Below are 16636 nucleotides of genomic sequence, written 5' to 3'. Positions count from 1 at the left end.
TGGTCTGTCGACGCCACCGCGTTGACCTCACCCAGGAGTGCTTCCGCCCGGTGCGCTCCTTATATCCGCGACGGAAACCGCGCACGGACCGCTGGTGTTCGACTGACTTACGGGGCACACGTGCTGCCCACTGACTTGGACCGGGCCCTCGCCCGCCACGCAGGCCACCGCCACTGCCGTATGACCCCGCCTGCCGCGCCATGCCTCGCACATGAACCCGTTCGCCGAGTGAGCCAGGGAGTCCGCAACCTGCATGAGGCCCGCGGACGGAAATCCCGCGGTCACGACCCCTGGGGCGGACGCGGCCGTTGAACGAGCCCTGCGCATCGTCCTGGCCGGCCTCGGAGTCCCCCGCGTGCCCTCCGGCCCGCTGCCCGACCAACTCCGTGCGTCGCCGGCCCCGCCGGCGCCCGCGTTCGATGCCGCGCAGCGGGGCGCGTCCGTGCCGGGCTTCGCGACGGCCGCCGCCAACGCGGCTTTGGGAAGTGGTGGTCGGAACAGTCCTACGCGACCACGCTCTCCGCACGATCACGCAACCCGGTGGAGCAAGGGGACGGAGCCGGACAGCACCTGCCTCGGGCGTGGTCCCGGTCCCTCCGCTCCCCTCGCCTGGGGCGGCCCCGCGGATAGGCTGGGTCGGGGGGATGATCAACCAGGCCACGCCTCCAGGCTCACGCCTGTGGTGTGCTCATGTGCACCACCTGGGCCGAGTCGGCCATCAGGTGTCAGTACCAGGTACCAAGGGGGGAACATGCGTCGTTTGGCAGGCGTACTCACATCCGTCATCGCTCTGGTGACCGCGCTGGTTCTGGCCGGGGCCGGAATCGCCGCGGCCACCGACGTGTCGGCGGACGCCGTGTGGGTGGAGAAGTCGGCCGGTCAGAAATGGGCGTTGCGGGCACCCAACGGCAAGTACGTCCGGGTGGAGATGAACGACACCGGGCAGTACGAGTGGCGGTTGCGGGCGGTGAGCACCGAGGTGAAGTCGTGGGAGCGGTTCACGATCCACACCAACCATCCGGGGCAGAACATCACCAGCCTGCGCTCCGAGGTCACGGGCTTCTTCACCACGCCGGAACTCGGCGACGCGGGTGACCGGCAGGGCATGCTGCGGGCCCGGGGTGGAAATCTCGGCTCGTGGCAGCAGTTCGAGACGGCCTTCTCACCGGCCGGACCGGACGAGAAGGCCGGTTCCCACTGGGTGACCTTCAAGACCGTGGCGGACGGGTATGCCCAGCGGTACGTCGACATCGACGCCGACGGCACGCTGCGGGCGACGTCCGACACGCCCGTCAAGTTCCTGCTGGAGCCCGTGTACAGTTCCCGCGACCCTGGGCAGGGGGCACCTCCCCAGGTGCCTCAGGGACCCGTCGCCGGGACCCGGCTCGACGTGATGACCTGGAACGTCTGCGGTAACAACAACGATCGTTGCGGCTGGTCGGACGACCGCGCCGGGGCCGTGGAACTCACCGACGCCATCAAGGCACGGCTCAAGGTGAACGGGGAGTACCCCGATGCCATCTTCTTCCAGGAGTTCTGCGAGAAGCACGCCAAGCCCGTGGAGCGGATGCTGGAGAGCGAGACCGGCCGGTCGTGGGACGTGCGGTTCGCGCCCATCCACAACCGGGTGGACGGGGTCGACGTCCAGAAGCAGTGCGCCATGGGCCCGGCCCCGGACCGGCTCGACCGGGGCGCGTACGGCGTGGCGATCGCCGTACCCGACGAGAACACCTTCTACCAGCGTTACGACTTCTCCTCCCCGTCCGACAAGGAGCAGCGCAGCGCGCTGTGCGCGACCATCCCCTCGCGGACCGTCGTCGTGTGCACCGGGCACCTCAGTGCGGGGCCGCCCTACGACGACCTCACGGAGGACGGCTCATGGCGCATCAAGCAGGGGCAGGAGCTGCGGAAGCTGGCGGACCAGTGGGAGGACTGGGGCTACCGCCCGGTGTTCGGCGGTGACATGAACGTCGTACCGCCCGCCCTCGGCGCGGGCGTGCCCGAAGGCGGGCCGAGTTCCGCGCTCGTCCCCGTCTACGACCACTACCTCGAATGCTCCCAGGGCGACGACCCCACGAAGCCCCGTGCGGGTGAGTTCACCGCCAACGGCTCGGGAGGCAGGCCCACGAGGAAGCTGGACTACCTCTTCGCCCCGCTGAACGCGAACTTCGTCGACTGCCAGGTCTCGGCGACGTCCGGGAAGTCCGACCACTGGTCCCTGCACGGTCTGGTGTCCCTGCCGGCGAGGTGAGCCTGCGTGAAGCAGAGCCTGGGCGGCGGGCTGCTTCGAGAGGCAGCGGCGGACGAAGCCCCGCGGACGCCGTCCGCCGCGCTCGTCGGCTGACCCGTACCCATCGCAGGGCGTCCCGGCCGGAGACATGACGGACTGACTCCGGCCGGATTGCCCCGCCCTGGGTCGCCTCCGCAGGATCCGTCCCATGGCCATGGACGACACCGCGCTCATCTCAGAACCCGCTTCCGCCGACCGGCACGTCCCACAGGAGGGCGGGAGGAGCGTTCGGGATGGAGTGCGACGGCCGCCGACGGCGCACGGGCGACGTCGGTCACCTCGACCGCTGGGCCCGACCCGGTGGTGCCATGCGGTGAGTCACTTCCCGCGGCTCGCCGAGCCGGTGGTGCTGCCGGCCGAGCCGCCGCGCAGGGGCACCGTGCAGGTGCGGCGCATCGAGTCCGCTCGGTGGCTGGGGGAACGCCCTGCGCCGGCCTGGCGGGCGCGCGGCCGAGGGTACGCCGGCCGACGGCCTGGGCCGCCCCGCCGGCCCGCCGGCTTGCGAAGTGGGGTGACGGCATGACCAGCGGCCCCCGGCGCGCACCACGCGGGCAGGCCACCGGCTACGACCCCGAACGGGCCGCCTTCTGGAACGGCCCGGGCAGGCGCGTCGCGCGGCGCAACCTGCTCCTGTCGGTTCTGACCGAGCACATCGGCTTCTCGGTGTGGAGCATCTGGTCGGTGCTGGTCCTGTTCATGTCCCCCCGCAACGGGCTGGACTTCACCCCGGGCGAGAAACTCCTGCTCGTCGTCACCCCGACCGTGGTGGGCGCCCTGCTGCGGATCCCGTACAGCCACGCCGTGCTGCGCTTCGGCGGCCGGACCTGGACGGTGCTCACCACCGGCCTGCTGTTGATCCCCACGGCGCTGACCTGGTACTTCGTGCAGCGGCCCGGCACTTCGCTGTGGGTGTTCCTGGTCATCGCCGCGCTGACCGGGTCGGGCGGCGGCAGCTTCGGTTCCTCGATGACCAACATCGCGCGCTTCTACCCGCGCCGGCACCAGGGCTGGGCGCTCGGCGTCAACGCCGGCGGCGGCAATCTCGGCGTCGCCGTGGTCCAGGCCGTCGGGGTCGTGGTCATCGCGACGGCCGGGGACACCAGCCCGTCCCTCGTCGCCGCCGTCTACCTCCCGCTGCTGGTGCTCGCCACGCTGCTCGCCGCCGCCGGGATGGACGACCTCGACCCGGGCCCCGTGCCCCGCGGTGTGATCCGGGAGGGACTGCGGCAGCCGGACACCTGGTGGATCTGCCTGCTCTACGTCGGCACCTTCGGGTCCTTCATCGGGTACGGCTTCGCCTTCGGTCTGGTCCTCCAGGCCCAGTTCGGCTCCAGTGCCCTGCAGGCGGCGTCCTGCGCCGTCGTGGGCCCGCTGCTGGGCTCGCTGGCCCGGCCGCTGGGCGGACGGCTGGCGGACCGCTGGGGCGGGGCCCGGGTGACGGCGGCCGTCTTCGTGCTGCTGAGCGCGGGCACGGCCGTCCTGCTGGTGGCCTCCGCCCGGTCCTCCGCAGCGCTGTTCGTCACGGCCTTCACCGTGCTCTTCGTCCTCACCGGCGCCGGCAACGGCGCGGTCTACCGGATGATCCCGTGGGTCCTGGCGCGCCGGTCCCACGCACCGGGAGCCGGGGCGCCGGAGCCCGGTGGAGCGGAGGCGGACGCGCTGCGGGCCCAGCGGCTGACCGCGGCGGTGATCGGCGTCACCGGGGCGGCCGGGGCCCTCGGCGGCGCGGCGGTCAACCTGGTCTTCCGGGCCGCCTACGACCGCCACGGCTCGGGTGAACCGGCCTTCTGGGCCTTCCTCCTGTGCTACGTCCTGTGCGCCGTCGTCGTCCGGGTCCGGTACCTGCGCCCCGACGCGGGGCCGGCCGGCGGCGATCCGGAGCCCGTCCGAGAACCGGAGCCGACCCATGTCTGAACAGCCGTCCGGACGGTCCGCGCCGCTCGCGGCACCGCAGGCCCCGGTCGCCACCCACTGCCCCTACTGCGCGCTCCAGTGCGGCACCCGGCTGAGCCCCGCCGGACCCGGCGACGGGCCGGCCGGCGCGCCGGTGACCGTGGAACCCGACGCCTTCCCGGTGAACCAGGGCGGACTCTGCCAGAAGGGGTGGACGGCGCCCACCCTGCTGCGCGCACCGGACCGGCTGCGCACCCCGCTGCTGCGCAACGGTGCCGGACGGCTCGTGCCGGCGTCGTGGCCCGACGCGCTGGACAGCGTCGCCTCCCGGCTGCGGGAGATCCGGGCCGCGCACGGCCCGGACGCCGTCGCGGTGCTCGGTGGCGGCGGCCTCACCAACGAGAAGGCGTACCTGCTCGGCAAGTTCGCCCGGCTGGCCCTGGGCACGAGTCAGATCGACTACAACGGCCGGTTCTGCATGTCGTCCGCCGCCACGGCGGGCACCGCGGCCTTCGGGCTGGACCGGGGGCTGCCGTTCCCGGTGACCGATCTCGCCGAGGCGGACGCGGTGCTGCTGGCGGGGGCCAATCCGGCCGAGACCATGCCTCCGCTGATGCGTCACCTCGGCAGGGCGAAGGCGACGATCGTCATCGACCCGCGGCGCACCCCCACCGCGGAGCGGGCCACCCTGCACCTGTCCCCCGCCCCCGGCACCGACCTGGCCCTCGCCCTGGGCCTGCTGCACATCGCGGTCACCGAGGGGCTGTACGACCGGGACGCCGTGGAGCGGCGCACGGTGGGGTTCGAGGGAGCCTGGGGGCACGCCGCGGCCTGGTGGCCCGAGCGCGTGGAGCGGGTGACCGGCGTCCCGGCGTCGCGGCAGGCCGAGGCGGTGCGGATCCTCGCCGGCGCCCGGCGGGCGTACGTGCTGACGGGCCGGGGAGCGGAGCAGCACAGCAACGGCACCGACACGGTCGCGGCCTTCGTCAACCTCGCCCTCGCCCTCGGGCTGCCGGGCCGGGCCGGGTCCGGATACGGCTGCCTCACCGGCCAGGGCAACGGGCAGGGCGGCCGGGAGCACGGCCAGAAGGCCGACCAGTTGCCCGGCTACCGGTCCATCACCGACCCGCGGGCCCGGGAGCACGTGGCACGGGTGTGGGGGGTGGCGCCCGAGCGCCTGCCCGGCCCGGGCCGCAGCGCCTTCGAGCTGCTGGACGCCCTCGGTACGGACGGCGGGCCCCGGGCCCTGCTGGTGTTCGGTTCCAACCCGGTCGTCTCCGCGCCGGACGCCGCCCGTGTCACCCGGCGGCTGTCCGCGCTGGACCTGCTGGTGGTGGCCGACTTCGTGCCGTCCGAGACGGCCCGGCTGGCGCATGTGGTGCTGCCGGTCCTGCAATGGGCGGAGGAGGAGGGCACCCTGACCAACCTGGAGGGCAGGGTGCTGCGCCGGCGCCGGGCGGTGAGCCCGCCGCCGGGGGCGCGCGGCGATCTGCGTGTGCTGCGGGAGCTGGCGGTGCGGCTCGGCGAGCCGGCCGACCGCTACCCGGAGGAACCGCGGCTGGTCTTCGAGGAGTTGCGGCGCGCCTCCCGCGGCGGCCGGGCGGACTACTCGGGTATCACCTACGAACGGCTGGACGCCGGGGAAGCCCTGTACTGGCCCTGCCCGCAGAACCCCGACGGCCCGACGCACCCGGGCACACCGCGCATGTTCCTGGACGGCTTCGCCCATCCGGACGGTCGGGCCCGCTTCCAGGAGGTGGACCACCGGGAGCCCGCCGAGACGCCGGACGACCGTTTCCCGCTGTGGGCCACGACCGGGCGGCTGCTCGCCCAGTACCAGTCGGGCAGCCAGACCCGCCGGGTGCCGGACCTGATGCGCGCGGCGCCCGGGCCGACCGTGGAGATCCACCCGGACACGGCGGCCCGCGCCGGTGTCGCCGAGGGCGACCTGGCGTGGGTGCGGTCGGCGCGGGGGCGGGTGACGGCCCGGGTCAGGATGGTGCCGACGCTGCGGGCCGACACCGTGTTCCTGCCGTTCCACTTCCCGGACGACGGGCGGGCGAACCTGCTCACCGGCACCGCTCTCGACCCGCGCAGCAAGATGCCCGAATTCAAGGTGAGCGCGGTCCGGGTCGAGCCCGCCGGCCGCGGTACGGCGAGGGGGGCCACGGGTCTATGAGCGGAGGCAGGCAGCACCTGGGCAAGGGGGCCGCGACGGGCGACGTCGTGATCGTCGGCGGCGGCCCCGTCGGGCACCGGCTGGCGGAGCGGCTGCACCGTCACGGCCACCGGGGAACCGTCACGCTGCTGCACGCGGAACCCCTCGCCCCCTACCAGCGGACGCTGCTGGCCTCGGTGCTGGACGGCGGCCTCCGTCCGGCGGCCCTGCGGCTGCCGCCGGTGCCGGGCGTCCGCGTCCTGCCGGGCATCACCGTGACGGCCGTCGACCGCGCCCGCCGGCGGGTGCGCACGGCGAGGGGCGAGCAGCACCGCTACGACACGCTGGTCCTGGCCACCGGGGCGGAGCCGTTCGTCCCGCCGGTGCCCGGGATCCGTACGGCCGCCGGGCGGTTGCTCGACGGCGTCACCACGCTGCGGTCCCTCGCGGACTGCGCCCGCGTCGGCGGGGAGCAGGCCGTCGTCCTGGGCGGCGGGCCTCTCGGGCTGGAGACCGCGGCGGCGCTGCGGCGCTCCGGCCGCGACGTCACCGTGGTGCACCGCGGGCCGTACCCGCTGCACCGCCGGCTCGACGCCACCGCCGGGGACCTCCTCGTGCGCCATCTGTCCGGCTTGGGCGTGCGGCTGGAGTGCGGTCGTTCGGCCGTACGGGTCGAGCCGGGCAAGCTCGTCCTCGACGACGGCCGCCCGCTGGCCTGGGACACGCTCGTGTGCTGCACCGGCGTGCGGCCGCGCGCGGCACTGGCCGGCGCGGCGGGTCTGGCGGTGCGGAACGGGGTGCTGGTCGACGACGGACTGCGGACCGGCGATCCGCGGATCCGGGCGATCGGCGACTGCGCCGAACACCCCGGCTGGGCCCCGGGCCTGCCGGCGCCGGGGTGGGACCAGGCGGAGGTGCTGGCCCGTTCGCTGACCGGACGGCAGCCCGGGGGCCGGCGACCGGGGACCGTGCTCCGCCCCCGCCTGGCCGGGCTGCCGCTCGGTGTGCTGGGGGCGGCGCCCGGCTCGGCCGACAACACCGCCGAGGGCGAGACCGTGACCTTCCGCGACCCCGCACGGGGCCGGTACGCGACCGTGACGGTCGACGCGGCGGGGCGGCTGACGTCGGCGGTCGTGGTCGGTCTGCCCGAGGCCCTGGCGGCGCTCACCCAGCTCCACGACGCGCACCGCCCGCTGCCCGCCGACCGGCTGTCCCTGCTGCTGGGCCGGGCGCCCGCCGTCCGGCGGGCGCCGGCCGCGTCCGCCGAGCCCTCGGATGTGGTCTGCCGCTGCAACAACGTGTCCCGGGGAGCGCTCGCGCGCGCCTGGCACGACGGCGCCCGCAGCCCGCGCGCCCTCGCCGGCGCCACCCGGGCCACCACCGGGTGCGGTGGCTGCGCGGACGAGATCCGCCGGCTCTGCGCCCAGCTCGCCGCCGAGGAGCCGGCGCCCGGTCGCGGGCCGTCCACCGACGAAGACGAAGGAGCCGATGACGCCCATGACGCCACCCCGCACCCTGGTGATCGTCGGCTACGGCATGACCGCGCACCGGCTGACCGAGGAGCTGCGGTCCCGGGACCGGGAGGGCGCCTGGCGGATCCTCGTCCTCGGTGACGAGCCCCGGCCGGCGTACGACCGCGTCGCGCTGGCGGACCGGCTCGCCGGTGCCACGGAGGCGGACCTCGAACTGGCCGGGCCGCGCACACGCCGCGATCCCCTCGTGCAAGCGCGGACGGCCGCCCCGGTGGTGGGCATCGAACGGGCCTCGCGGACCGTCCTGACCGCGGACGGTACCCGGGTCCCCTACGACGCGCTGGTGCTGGCCACGGGGGCGGCGGCCTTCCGTCCGCCGGTTCCCGGCGCCGACCTGCCCGGCTGCTTCCCGTACCGGACGCTCGCGGACGTGGACGCGATCCGCGGCGCCGCCGCACCCGGGGCGCCGGTCGTGGTGGTCGGCGGCGGCCTGCTGGGCCTGGAGACCGCCGAGGCGCTGCGCCGCCATCTGCGTATGCGGCCGCACGTCGTGGAGGCGGCTCCCCGTCTGATGCCCGCCCAGCTCGACAGCACCGCGGCGCGGCTGCTCGCCGGGTGGCTGCGGCGCGCCGGGCTGCGGCTGTCCTGCGGGGTCCCGCTGCGGTCCGTCGACGCGGGGGCGGACGGCCGGGTGTGCGGGGTGACGCTGGAGGACGGGTCCCGGATCCCGGCGGGGCTGGTCGTCTTCTCCGCGGGGACCCGCCCGCGCGACGAGCTGGCCCGGACCGGTGGGCCGGCCCGGGGCGAGCGGGGCGGTTTCCTGGTGGACGACCTGGGCCGGACCGGCATCGCGGACGTGTGGGCCATCGGGGACTGCGCGGCGGTGCACGGGCGGTGCCACGGCACGGTGGCCCCCGGATACCGCATGGCCGAGGCGGTCGCCGGGCAGCTCCTGGGCGCCCCGGCACAGAACGGTCCCGGGCCCGCCGCGGACGGGGCCGCGACCGTCCTGAAGGTGCCCGGTGTGGAGGTGGCGAGTCTCGGCGACGTCCACGCCCAGGCCCCGGGAGCGGTGACGTTCAGCCGTACCCGTGGGGCCGGGGACGGCGGCCTCGGGGACCGCTACGCGAAACTGGTCCTGGACTCCGAGGCGCGGGTGCTGCTCGGTGCCGTGCTCGTGGGGTACGGCCACGCGTATCCGTCGCTGCGGTCGGCCGTCGGGCGCGAACTCGCGTGTGCGGCTGAGGACTTGCTCGGCGAGGTGGGCCTGCCCGCGCAGGGGGCCGAACCGGACCCGGCGACGGCCCCGGTCGGCCCCTCCTGTCGCACCTCACCGCGCTGACGCCGGACCGCACCCCGTGACCGACGTGCCGCTCGCCGGCCCGGCCCACCGCGTCCTCAGTTGCGCAGCAGCACCACGAGCAGCACCACCAGGGCGATGAGCAGTGCGCCACCCACCGAAGCCAGGGTGATCTTCACCGCGCTGTACGGCCGCTCGCCGATGACCTCGCCGGTACGGGCGTTGACCATCACCGGCCACGCCCTGCCGGCGTGGAGGTAGGTCAGGAACCAGACGGGCAGCAGCACCAGCTTGTAGGTGACGCCGCTGTAGAAGGTGGACATCGAGTGCACCCGCTGCTCGTCGCCGCCGATGTCCCGCTTGCAGTCGGCGCGGATCACCGGCGCCATTCGTGCCTTTGCCGACTCCAGGCCGGTTTCCGGCTCGACGTCGTAGCGGACGGTTCGAAAACCCGCCAGGTACTCCTCCTGGTAGGGAACCGTCTCCTCCAGCGGCCAGGGGGCCAGCTTGTCCAGTTCCCTCACCGGCACCTGGTCGCTGCCGGGCACCAGCACGTCGTCGAAGAACCGGCCGACCGTGCCGGACGTGTGGTGCCAGCGGGTGTGCCGCACCCGACGGGTGCGGCCCTCGGAGTCCTCTTCCTCCACCCAGTAGTGTTCGCCGCGTTGCCCGGTGTACTGGGTGGTGGTCTGCGCGTCGTACGTCCAGTGCGGCAGGTAGCTGCCCCGGAAGGTCTCCGCCTCGGTGACCCTCTTCAGCTCGTTCGGCGCGAACCAGCGGGACCTGGTCCACGCCGCCAGCGCGTCACGGGCCTGCTCACGGCCCACCCCGAAGGGCAGGACCGCCTCGGGCACCACGCGCTCGGTCCCGGAGGCGTCCGCGACCAGCGGGGTGGCGCAGAACGGGCACTTGTCGCTGAGCGTGTCACTCTCGGTCACCGCATGGCAGCCGGGGCAGGTGTACACCTTGACCCGGCCCGGCGCGGACGCCCGGCGGGGCAGTACGGCCAGCTCCTCGATCGGGTGCTCGGTCACCTGCCGCGGTACCGGCGTGATGTCCTGCTCGTGCTTGCAGTACGAGCAGCGCAGCGCGTACGTCCCGGGCGCGTACTCGCTGACCCCGCCGCACGCCTCGCACTGGAACGCCCGGTCGGGCGCCGGCGCGACGTCCTGATCCGTCAACTCACTTCTCCTTGTGACCTGTCGCCGGAGGGTTCCGGGTGGCGGACCTCAGCCCTGCGGGGGCAGCGGCGGCGGGACGTCGGCGAGCAGCGGCGCCAGCTCCGGGACCTGGTCCGCGGGCTGCCAGGCGGACTGCCCGCTGCGCCAGACCAGGGTGGTACGGGTCAGGCTGCCGGCCGCCACCTGCCCGGCCAGCGCACTCTCGTCGTACGGGCCCTGCTGCCGGCCGTCGACCGCGAGGAACCAGCGGGACGCGGTGGGCAGCGGCGGCGGGACGTCGGCGGGGGCGGGAGCCGGAGCGGGCTGTGCCGGGGCGGCCTGCGTCACCGGGGCCCCGGGAGCCGCCGCGCCGGACGTGCTCTGCACGATCCGCCCGCCCAGCGCCATGCCCACGCCCAGCCCGACGGCGTCGCCGCCGGTGCCGGGGTTGGCGGCGGCGATCGGGAGGGCGTCGGCGGCCTGGAGCTTGGCGTAGTCGTCCAGGTTGCCGGTGATCGTCATGCGCGAGCGGGTGTCGATCGCCGCCTCGATCTCCGGCGGGACGCTGATGTTCTCGATGTAGAACCGGGGGATGGCGATGCCGGTGGAGGAAAGCTCCAGGGTCAGCGCCTCGGCCAGCTGCTGCCCGATGCCGTCCTGCCGGGCGGCGAGGTCCAGCAGCGGCACGCCGGACGAGCCCAGCGCGGAGCCCAGCTTGGACACGATCAGCTGCCGCAGGTGCTCGCCGACCTCCTCCGTGCGGAACTGCGGGTCGGTGCCGACCAGTTCGCGCAGGAGCGCGGCGGCCTCCACGACCTTGGCGGCGAAGGTGCCGAAGGCCCGCACCCGGACCATGCCGAAGTCGGCGTCCCGCAGGATCACCGGGTTCTGGGTGCCCCACTTGAAGTCGGTGAACTGCCGGGTGGTGACGAAGTAGACCTCGGCCTTGAACGGCGACTCGAAGCCGTGCTTCCAGCCCTTCAGTGTGGACAGGACCGGCATGTTCTGGGTGGTGAGGGTGTACGTGCCGGGCTGGTAGACGTCGGCCAGCCGGCCCTCGTTGACGAAGACGGCCACCTGCGACTCGCGCACCACGAGCCGGGCGCCCATCTTGATCTCGTTGCCGTGGCGCGGAAAGCGCCACACGATGGTGTCCCGGCCGTCGTCGGTCCACTCGACGATGTCGATGAACTCACCGCGGATGCGATCCATCAGGCCCACGACTGTCCCCCACTCCCCGCTTTTCCGGAGACCGCCGCTCCCCGGCCGGTACCGGGACGGTGACCGCGCGGCGATCAAGCGATCCGCCGACAGTATGCCCATCGCGGTCCGCGCGACTACGGGCGGGGGCGTGCCCCCGGCCCCTGCCGCCGCCGGTCGCCCGCGACCGGCCACCCTGGGCGCCTCCGCCCGGCGCCTTCGTCGTGCCGCCGAGATCGGGGTCAGGGTCGCCGCGCCGGTGAAGTCGACGAACGTGCGCGTCGAGCGCTGCCGGTCGGCTGCCGGCCGCCCGGCATGCCCTGGCCCGTGCGGCACAGCAGGGCCGCCCACAGATCGAGGCGGTCCCTCAGCCGGGACAGGGCCCGCGGCACCAGTGGGGTCCTGATCCGTGGACGACACGATGCGCAGCAGACTCAGATCGCTTCCGGTCTTCGCGGACGTACGGGCGGCGGGCTCCTTCGAGGAGAACCTTCCGGACAATCCCCTGCCGGTGATCGCGGCCTGGATCCTCGGGGCACACGAGGCGGGACAGGCCGAGCCGCCCGCCATGAGCCTGTGCGCGGTGGGCCCGTCGGGGGTGCCGTCGAGCCGGGCTGATCGTCAAGGACATCGACGACGAGCGCCTGTACTTCGCCACCCCGTCCGACAGCCGCAAGGGCCGGGAGAGCACGGCGAACCCGAACGTGTCCGCCCACTTCCACTGGCCGGCCGTCGGACGGCAGGTGCGGATCGTGGGCACGGCGACCGGGCTGGGGCACGCCGCTTCTGAGGCCGACTTCGCCGAACGCGGCCGGGGTCCCCGCCTCGCCGCTCATCTGCACCGGCCGGGTTCACCCGCCGACCGGGCCGGTGCGCTCGCCGAGTCCGAACGCCCCGGCACCGTCCACGCGGGTGGAGTGCCGTGCCCGCCGAGTTGGACGCTGTACGCCGTCACCCCGACCGAGGTGGAGTTCTGGGAGGCGAGCGCCGACCGGGTCCACCATCGGGTCGCGTACCGCGCAGAGGGCACCGTCTGGCGTCACGAGCTGCTGTGGCCCTGAACCGGCAGCGCGCGCATCCGCTGACGCGGACCGCGCGCGTTCCCCGCGCACGAGCACCGGGCCACTGCCCGCCCGGCCGTAGTACCCCGGTACCACCCGCCCCACAGGCTTCGGTCCCCGGTACCACCGGATCGGGCTGATCGCGGGCTTAGCGTGACGGAAGAGGCGTCAGGCGTTTCGGGCGCCGGAGTCCGGAAGAAGGAACGCTGATGATCGAAGCACAGCAGCTCACCAAGAGGTACGGGGAGAAGACCGCCGTCGACGGCCTGGACTTCACCGTGAAGCCGGGCACCGTCACCGGTTTCCTGGGGCCCAACGGCGCGGGCAAGTCCACGACGATGCGCATGATCGTCGGACTCGACGCGCCGACGAACGGCTCCGTCACGGTGAACGGAGCGCACTACGCACGCCACCAGGCGCCGCTGCAGGAAGTCGGGGCGCTGCTGGAGGCGAAGTCGATCCACCCGGGCCGCTCGGCCTACAACCACCTCCGCGCCCTCGCGCTCACCCACGGCATCCCGCGCCGCCGGGTCGACGAGGTCGTCGAACTCGCCGGTCTCGGGAGCGTCGCGAAGAAGCGGGCCGGTGCCTTCTCCCTCGGCATGGGCCAGCGGCTCGGCATCGCGGCCGCCCTGCTCGGCGACCCGCAGACCGTGATGCTGGACGAGCCCGTCAACGGGCTGGACCCCGAGGGCGTCCTGTGGATCCGGAACCTGCTCACCTCCCTCGCGGGCGAGGGGCGCACGGTGTTCGTCTCCTCGCACCTGATGAGCGAGGTCGCGCTGGTCGCGGACCACCTGATCGTCGTCGGTCGCGGCCGGCTGCTGGCCGACACGACCGTGCAGGACCTGGTGCGCGAGGCGGGCGGCGACACCGTGAAGGTGGCGACGGACGACCCGGCGCGGCTGCGGGACGTGCTGGCCGGGCCCGGCGTCGACATCACCGGCCGCATCGGCTCCGAGGAACTGCAGGTCACCGGGGTGTCCGCGCGCGAGATCGGGCTGAAGGCGGCCGAGCACGGCATCCCCCTGTTCGAGCTGACCACGAAGGCGGTGTCGCTGGAGGAGGCATTCATGGAACTGACCCGGGACGCCGTGGAGTACCACGGCTCCACGACCCGCATCGAGACCTCCGGGAGCGCGGCATGAGCACCCTCACGGCCACACCTCGAACCCCCGAGTCCGCCCCGGCCACCCCGGCCCGGCCCGCCTACCGGGTGACCGGCCGGCGTGTGCTGGCCGCCGAGTGGGCCAAGCTCTGGTCCCTGCGCTCCACCTGGATCACCCTCGGGCTGGGGCTGCTGTTCCTCATCGCCTTCGGCGTCATCGCCGCGAGCCACTACAAGTCCAATGTCGGCTCCGGCCGCCATCTGGACCGCGACTTCGCCACCGCGACGGCGGCGAGCCTGTCCCTCTTCGGCACGAACTTCGCCCAGCTCGCACTCGGCGTACTCGGTGTGCTGGTCACCGCCGGCGAGTACTCCACCGGCATGATCCGCTCCACCCTGGCCGCGGTGCCGCGACGGCTTCCCGTGCTGTGGTCGAAGGCGGCGGTGTACGGGCTGGTCGCCCTGGTGGTCGCCACCGCAGGCGCGTTCGTCGCCTTCCTCGTCGGCAGCCAGATCGTGTCCGGCACGCCCGCTGCCATGGGCCTGGGCCACGCCGGTGTCGTCCGCAGTCTGCTGGGCGCCGGGCTCTACCTCGGCCTGGTCGGTGTGATCGGCACCGCCCTCGGGGCGCTGCTGCGGTCGGTCGCCGGTGGCATCTCCGTCCTGGTCGGCGCACTGATGCTGGTACCCGGACTGGTCTCCCTCCTGCCCACCTCGTGGCAGGGCGACATCAACCCCTACCTGCCCAGCCACGCGGGCGAGTCGATCTTCGCCCTCACCCATGACTCGACCGCCCTGTCCCCCTCCGCCGGGCTGCTCGTCTTCCTCGGCTGGACGGCACTGGCGCTGGCCGGTGCGGCGTACCGGCTGGTGCGCAGCGACGTGTGAGCGGCGGCAGCCCGCATCATGGGCTGGTGACATCCGTGACTACCGTGACCACCGATGACCTCGGCGGGATCGGGCCGCTGGTCGCCCGGCTCGGCCGGGCCGGCCAGCGGCTCCGGCACGCCGACCGGGCCCGTCCCTGGGTGCTGGACACCGCGGTGGTGGTGCTGGTCTTCCTGCTGTTCTGTCTGCCGGACCTGCTGCACGCCCTCGGCGTGATCAGCGGGGACGGCGACAGCGACGGCCCGCGCCGCCTCCGCCTGCTGTTCACCCGGCTGCCCGTGGCGGGCATGCTGGCCCTGCAGGCCGGGCTGGTGCTGCCGCTGCTGTGGCGGCGCCGGGCGCCCGCCGTGGCCTTCGGCACCGTCACGGCCGTGTTCGTCCTCCAGTGGGCCATCGGCGCCGCGCTCCGTGCGGACATCGCGCTCTTCGTCGCCCTGTACAGCCTCACCCTGCACGGGCGACTACGGCAGCTGCCGTGGGCCTGCGTGGCGATGGCGGGTGCGTTGAGCCTGGTCGCGGTGCGCGTCTCGGCGGCGATGTCGGTCTGGGACGCGCTGTTCTTCCTGCTCAGCACGGCGACCGCGGCTCTCGCCCTCGGCCTGACGGTCCGCATCCGGCGGGCCCAGCTGGCCGGGCTGCGGGACCGTGCGACCCGGCTGGAGATCGAACGCGACCAGCGCGACAGACTCGCCGTCGCGGCGGAGCGGACCCGAGTGGCGCGCGAGATGCACGACATCGTCGGCCACAACCTGTCCGTCATCATCACGCTCGCCGACGCGGGCGCCTACGCCACGGCCGGCGCGCCGGAGCGCGGCAAGGAGGCCCTGCACCTCATCGGCGACACCGGGCGGCAGGCCCTGAGTGAACTGCGGCGGGTGCTCGGCGTGCTCCGTGAGGCCGACGACTCGCGCGGCGAGCCCGAACTGAGCCCGCAGCCCAGACTCGCGGACATCGACGCGCTGTGCGAGGGCGTGCGCGCCGCCGGCCTGGAGGTCGTCTATCGTACGGCCGGGGATGTCGACGCCCTCGACAGCGGGGTGCAGCTGACCGTCTACCGCATCGTGCAGGAGGCGCTGACGAACACCCTCAAACACGCCGGCGCCGGAGCGCGTGCGAACCTGGCGGTCGTGGTCGAGGACACACTGCTGACCATCGCCGTCCAGGACTCCGGCCCGCCCACCCCGGCCGACGGTCCCGGCACGACGAACGAGGAAGGGCACGGCCTGGTGGGCATGCGAGAACGAGCGGCGCTCTACGGCGGACACGTCCAAGCGGGTCCCGCCGGTGCGGGTTGGACGGTGCGCGCCACCCTCGACCTGACTCCTCAGGACGGTGCCCGATGACCACCGTGCTCGTCGTGGACGACCAGCCGCTGCAGCGGTACGGCTTCCGCATGCTCCTGGACTCCGTCCCCGAGACGGATGTGGTCGGCGAGGCCGGACACGGGGCCGAGGCCGTGCGCAAGACCGCCGAGCTCCGCCCCGACGTCGTCCTGATGGACGTACGCATGCCGGGGATGGACGGCATCGAGGCCACCCGCCGCATCGTCGCCGCGGGAGAGCGTTCCCGCGTCCTCGTCCTGACCACCTTCGACCTCGACGAGTACGTCTACGCGGCCTTGCGCGCCGGGGCCAGCGGCTTCCTGCTCAAGGACGCCCGCCCCGAGGAACTCCTCGCGGGCATCCGTGCCGTGGCCACCGGTGACGCGGTGATCGCTCCCGCGCTCACCCGCCGCCTGCTGCACGAGTTCGCCCGCCTCGTCCCGCCCGCCGGTGACGGCACCGCCCAGGACCCGCGCCTGAGCGCCCTCACCGACCGCGAACGCGAGATCCTCGTCGCCATCGGCAAGGGCTGGACCAACGGTGAGATCGCCGCGCGTTTCGTCCTGTCGGAGTCCACGGTGAAGACGCATGTCGGCCGCGTCCTGGCCAAGATCGGCGCCCGCGACCGCGTCCAGGCGGTGATCTTCGCCTACGACCACGGCCTGGCCCGGCCGCACGCGGGGTGAGCCGACACGTCGGTACATCCTCACCGAAGGCGGCCCCGAAGGGCAGCGCGGCTGCTTCTCCCGCGACGCCGACGGCGCGGTCACGGGCGTCGACCTCG

12 protein-coding genes are annotated in these 16636 nt (G+C 74.0%); 10 read left to right on the top strand and 2 right to left on the bottom strand.

Features of this window, described 5'->3' with window-relative positions; genetic code table 11:
* Window positions 1-751 precede the first annotated feature (751 nt).
* The 5 genes from AB0G56_RS19650 (at window position 752) to AB0G56_RS19630 (ending at window position 9155) form a co-directional block, all read left to right on the top strand.
* Window positions 752-2251: an endonuclease/exonuclease/phosphatase family protein gene (locus tag AB0G56_RS19650; protein ID WP_360970769.1), complete on the top strand. Its 1500-nt coding sequence runs from the start codon at window positions 752-754 to the stop codon at window positions 2249-2251.
* Window positions 2252-2809: 558 nt separating this feature from the next.
* Window positions 2810-4204, top strand: coding sequence for an MFS transporter (locus AB0G56_RS19645; protein WP_360970767.1), 1395 nt, complete (start codon window positions 2810-2812; stop codon window positions 4202-4204).
* Window positions 4197-6362 (top strand): molybdopterin-dependent oxidoreductase, encoded by a 2166-nt coding sequence (locus AB0G56_RS19640; protein ID WP_360970765.1) that lies wholly within the window; start codon window positions 4197-4199, stop codon window positions 6360-6362. Before AB0G56_RS19645 ends, AB0G56_RS19640 begins: the two co-directional genes overlap by 8 nt.
* Window positions 6359-7954, top strand: a complete 1596-nt coding sequence (locus tag AB0G56_RS19635; protein ID WP_360970763.1) for an FAD-dependent oxidoreductase — start codon at window positions 6359-6361, stop codon at window positions 7952-7954. The genes AB0G56_RS19640 and AB0G56_RS19635 overlap by 4 nt, the downstream gene beginning before the upstream one ends.
* The gene (locus AB0G56_RS19630) at window positions 7839-9155 is read left to right on the top strand and encodes an FAD-dependent oxidoreductase (RefSeq protein WP_360970761.1); all 1317 of its coding nucleotides are present in this window, start codon (window positions 7839-7841) and stop codon (window positions 9153-9155) included. The genes AB0G56_RS19635 and AB0G56_RS19630 overlap by 116 nt, the downstream gene beginning before the upstream one ends.
* A 56-nt stretch (window positions 9156-9211) precedes the next feature.
* Here the strand turns inward: AB0G56_RS19630 and AB0G56_RS19625 are convergent, their stop codons facing one another.
* Together AB0G56_RS19625 and AB0G56_RS19620 are read right to left on the bottom strand one after the other, a co-directional pair.
* Window positions 9212-10294 carry a hypothetical protein gene (locus AB0G56_RS19625; protein ID WP_360970759.1) on the bottom strand — a complete coding sequence of 361 codons (1083 nt, stop codon included), beginning with the start codon at window positions 10292-10294 and terminating at the stop codon, window positions 9212-9214.
* Window positions 10295-10342: 48 nt separating this feature from the next.
* Entirely contained in the window at window positions 10343-11485 is a 1143-nt protein-coding gene (locus AB0G56_RS19620; RefSeq protein ID WP_360970758.1) for an SPFH domain-containing protein, read from the bottom strand.
* Window positions 11486-12087: 602 nt separating this feature from the next.
* Here AB0G56_RS19620 and AB0G56_RS19615 point away from each other — a divergent pair.
* From AB0G56_RS19615 to AB0G56_RS19595, 5 genes are all read left to right on the top strand, one after another.
* Complete coding sequence (locus AB0G56_RS19615; RefSeq protein ID WP_360970888.1) at window positions 12088-12534, top strand: pyridoxine 5'-phosphate oxidase C-terminal domain-containing protein; 447 nt, start codon at window positions 12088-12090, stop codon at window positions 12532-12534.
* Window positions 12535-12743: 209 nt separating this feature from the next.
* Window positions 12744-13682 (top strand): ATP-binding cassette domain-containing protein, encoded by a 939-nt coding sequence (locus tag AB0G56_RS19610; RefSeq protein ID WP_360970756.1) that lies wholly within the window; start codon window positions 12744-12746, stop codon window positions 13680-13682.
* Window positions 13679-14530, top strand: coding sequence for an ABC transporter permease (locus tag AB0G56_RS19605; protein ID WP_360970754.1), 852 nt, complete (start codon window positions 13679-13681; stop codon window positions 14528-14530). Before AB0G56_RS19610 ends, AB0G56_RS19605 begins: the two co-directional genes overlap by 4 nt.
* Before the next feature lie 35 nt (window positions 14531-14565).
* Window positions 14566-15873: a histidine kinase gene (locus AB0G56_RS19600; RefSeq protein WP_360970886.1), complete on the top strand. Its 1308-nt coding sequence runs from the start codon at window positions 14566-14568 to the stop codon at window positions 15871-15873.
* Window positions 15870-16538 carry a response regulator transcription factor gene (locus AB0G56_RS19595; protein ID WP_360970752.1) on the top strand — a complete coding sequence of 223 codons (669 nt, stop codon included), beginning with the start codon at window positions 15870-15872 and terminating at the stop codon, window positions 16536-16538. The genes AB0G56_RS19600 and AB0G56_RS19595 overlap by 4 nt, the downstream gene beginning before the upstream one ends.
* Window positions 16539-16636: the final 98 nt, after the last annotated feature.

The sequence above is a fragment of the Streptomyces sp. NPDC021356 genome, assembly GCF_040641015.1.
In the GTDB taxonomy this organism is placed as follows: domain Bacteria; phylum Actinomycetota; class Actinomycetes; order Streptomycetales; family Streptomycetaceae; genus Streptomyces.
Note: the sequence above shows the minus strand (reverse complement) of the source record. Positions and strands in the feature narration are given on the sequence as shown.

What these genes read in the sequence shown, in the direction of transcription:
- AB0G56_RS19610 (WP_360970756.1), top strand. Translation starts at nt 12,744, where the DNA reads ATGATCGAAGCACAGCAGCTCACCAAGAGGTACGGGGAGAAGACCGCC.
- AB0G56_RS19635 (WP_360970763.1), top strand. Translation starts at nt 6,359, where the DNA reads ATGAGCGGAGGCAGGCAGCACCTGGGCAAGGGGGCCGCGACGGGCGAC.
- AB0G56_RS19595 (WP_360970752.1), top strand. Translation starts at nt 15,870, where the DNA reads ATGACCACCGTGCTCGTCGTGGACGACCAGCCGCTGCAGCGGTACGGC.
- AB0G56_RS19650 (WP_360970769.1), top strand. Translation starts at nt 752, where the DNA reads ATGCGTCGTTTGGCAGGCGTACTCACATCCGTCATCGCTCTGGTGACC.
- AB0G56_RS19620 (WP_360970758.1), bottom strand. Translation starts at nt 11,485, where the DNA reads ATGGATCGCATCCGCGGTGAGTTCATCGACATCGTCGAGTGGACCGAC.
- AB0G56_RS19605 (WP_360970754.1), top strand. Translation starts at nt 13,679, where the DNA reads ATGAGCACCCTCACGGCCACACCTCGAACCCCCGAGTCCGCCCCGGCC.
- AB0G56_RS19640 (WP_360970765.1), top strand. Translation starts at nt 4,197, where the DNA reads ATGTCTGAACAGCCGTCCGGACGGTCCGCGCCGCTCGCGGCACCGCAG.
- AB0G56_RS19630 (WP_360970761.1), top strand. Translation starts at nt 7,839, where the DNA reads ATGACGCCACCCCGCACCCTGGTGATCGTCGGCTACGGCATGACCGCG.
- AB0G56_RS19645 (WP_360970767.1), top strand. Translation starts at nt 2,810, where the DNA reads ATGACCAGCGGCCCCCGGCGCGCACCACGCGGGCAGGCCACCGGCTAC.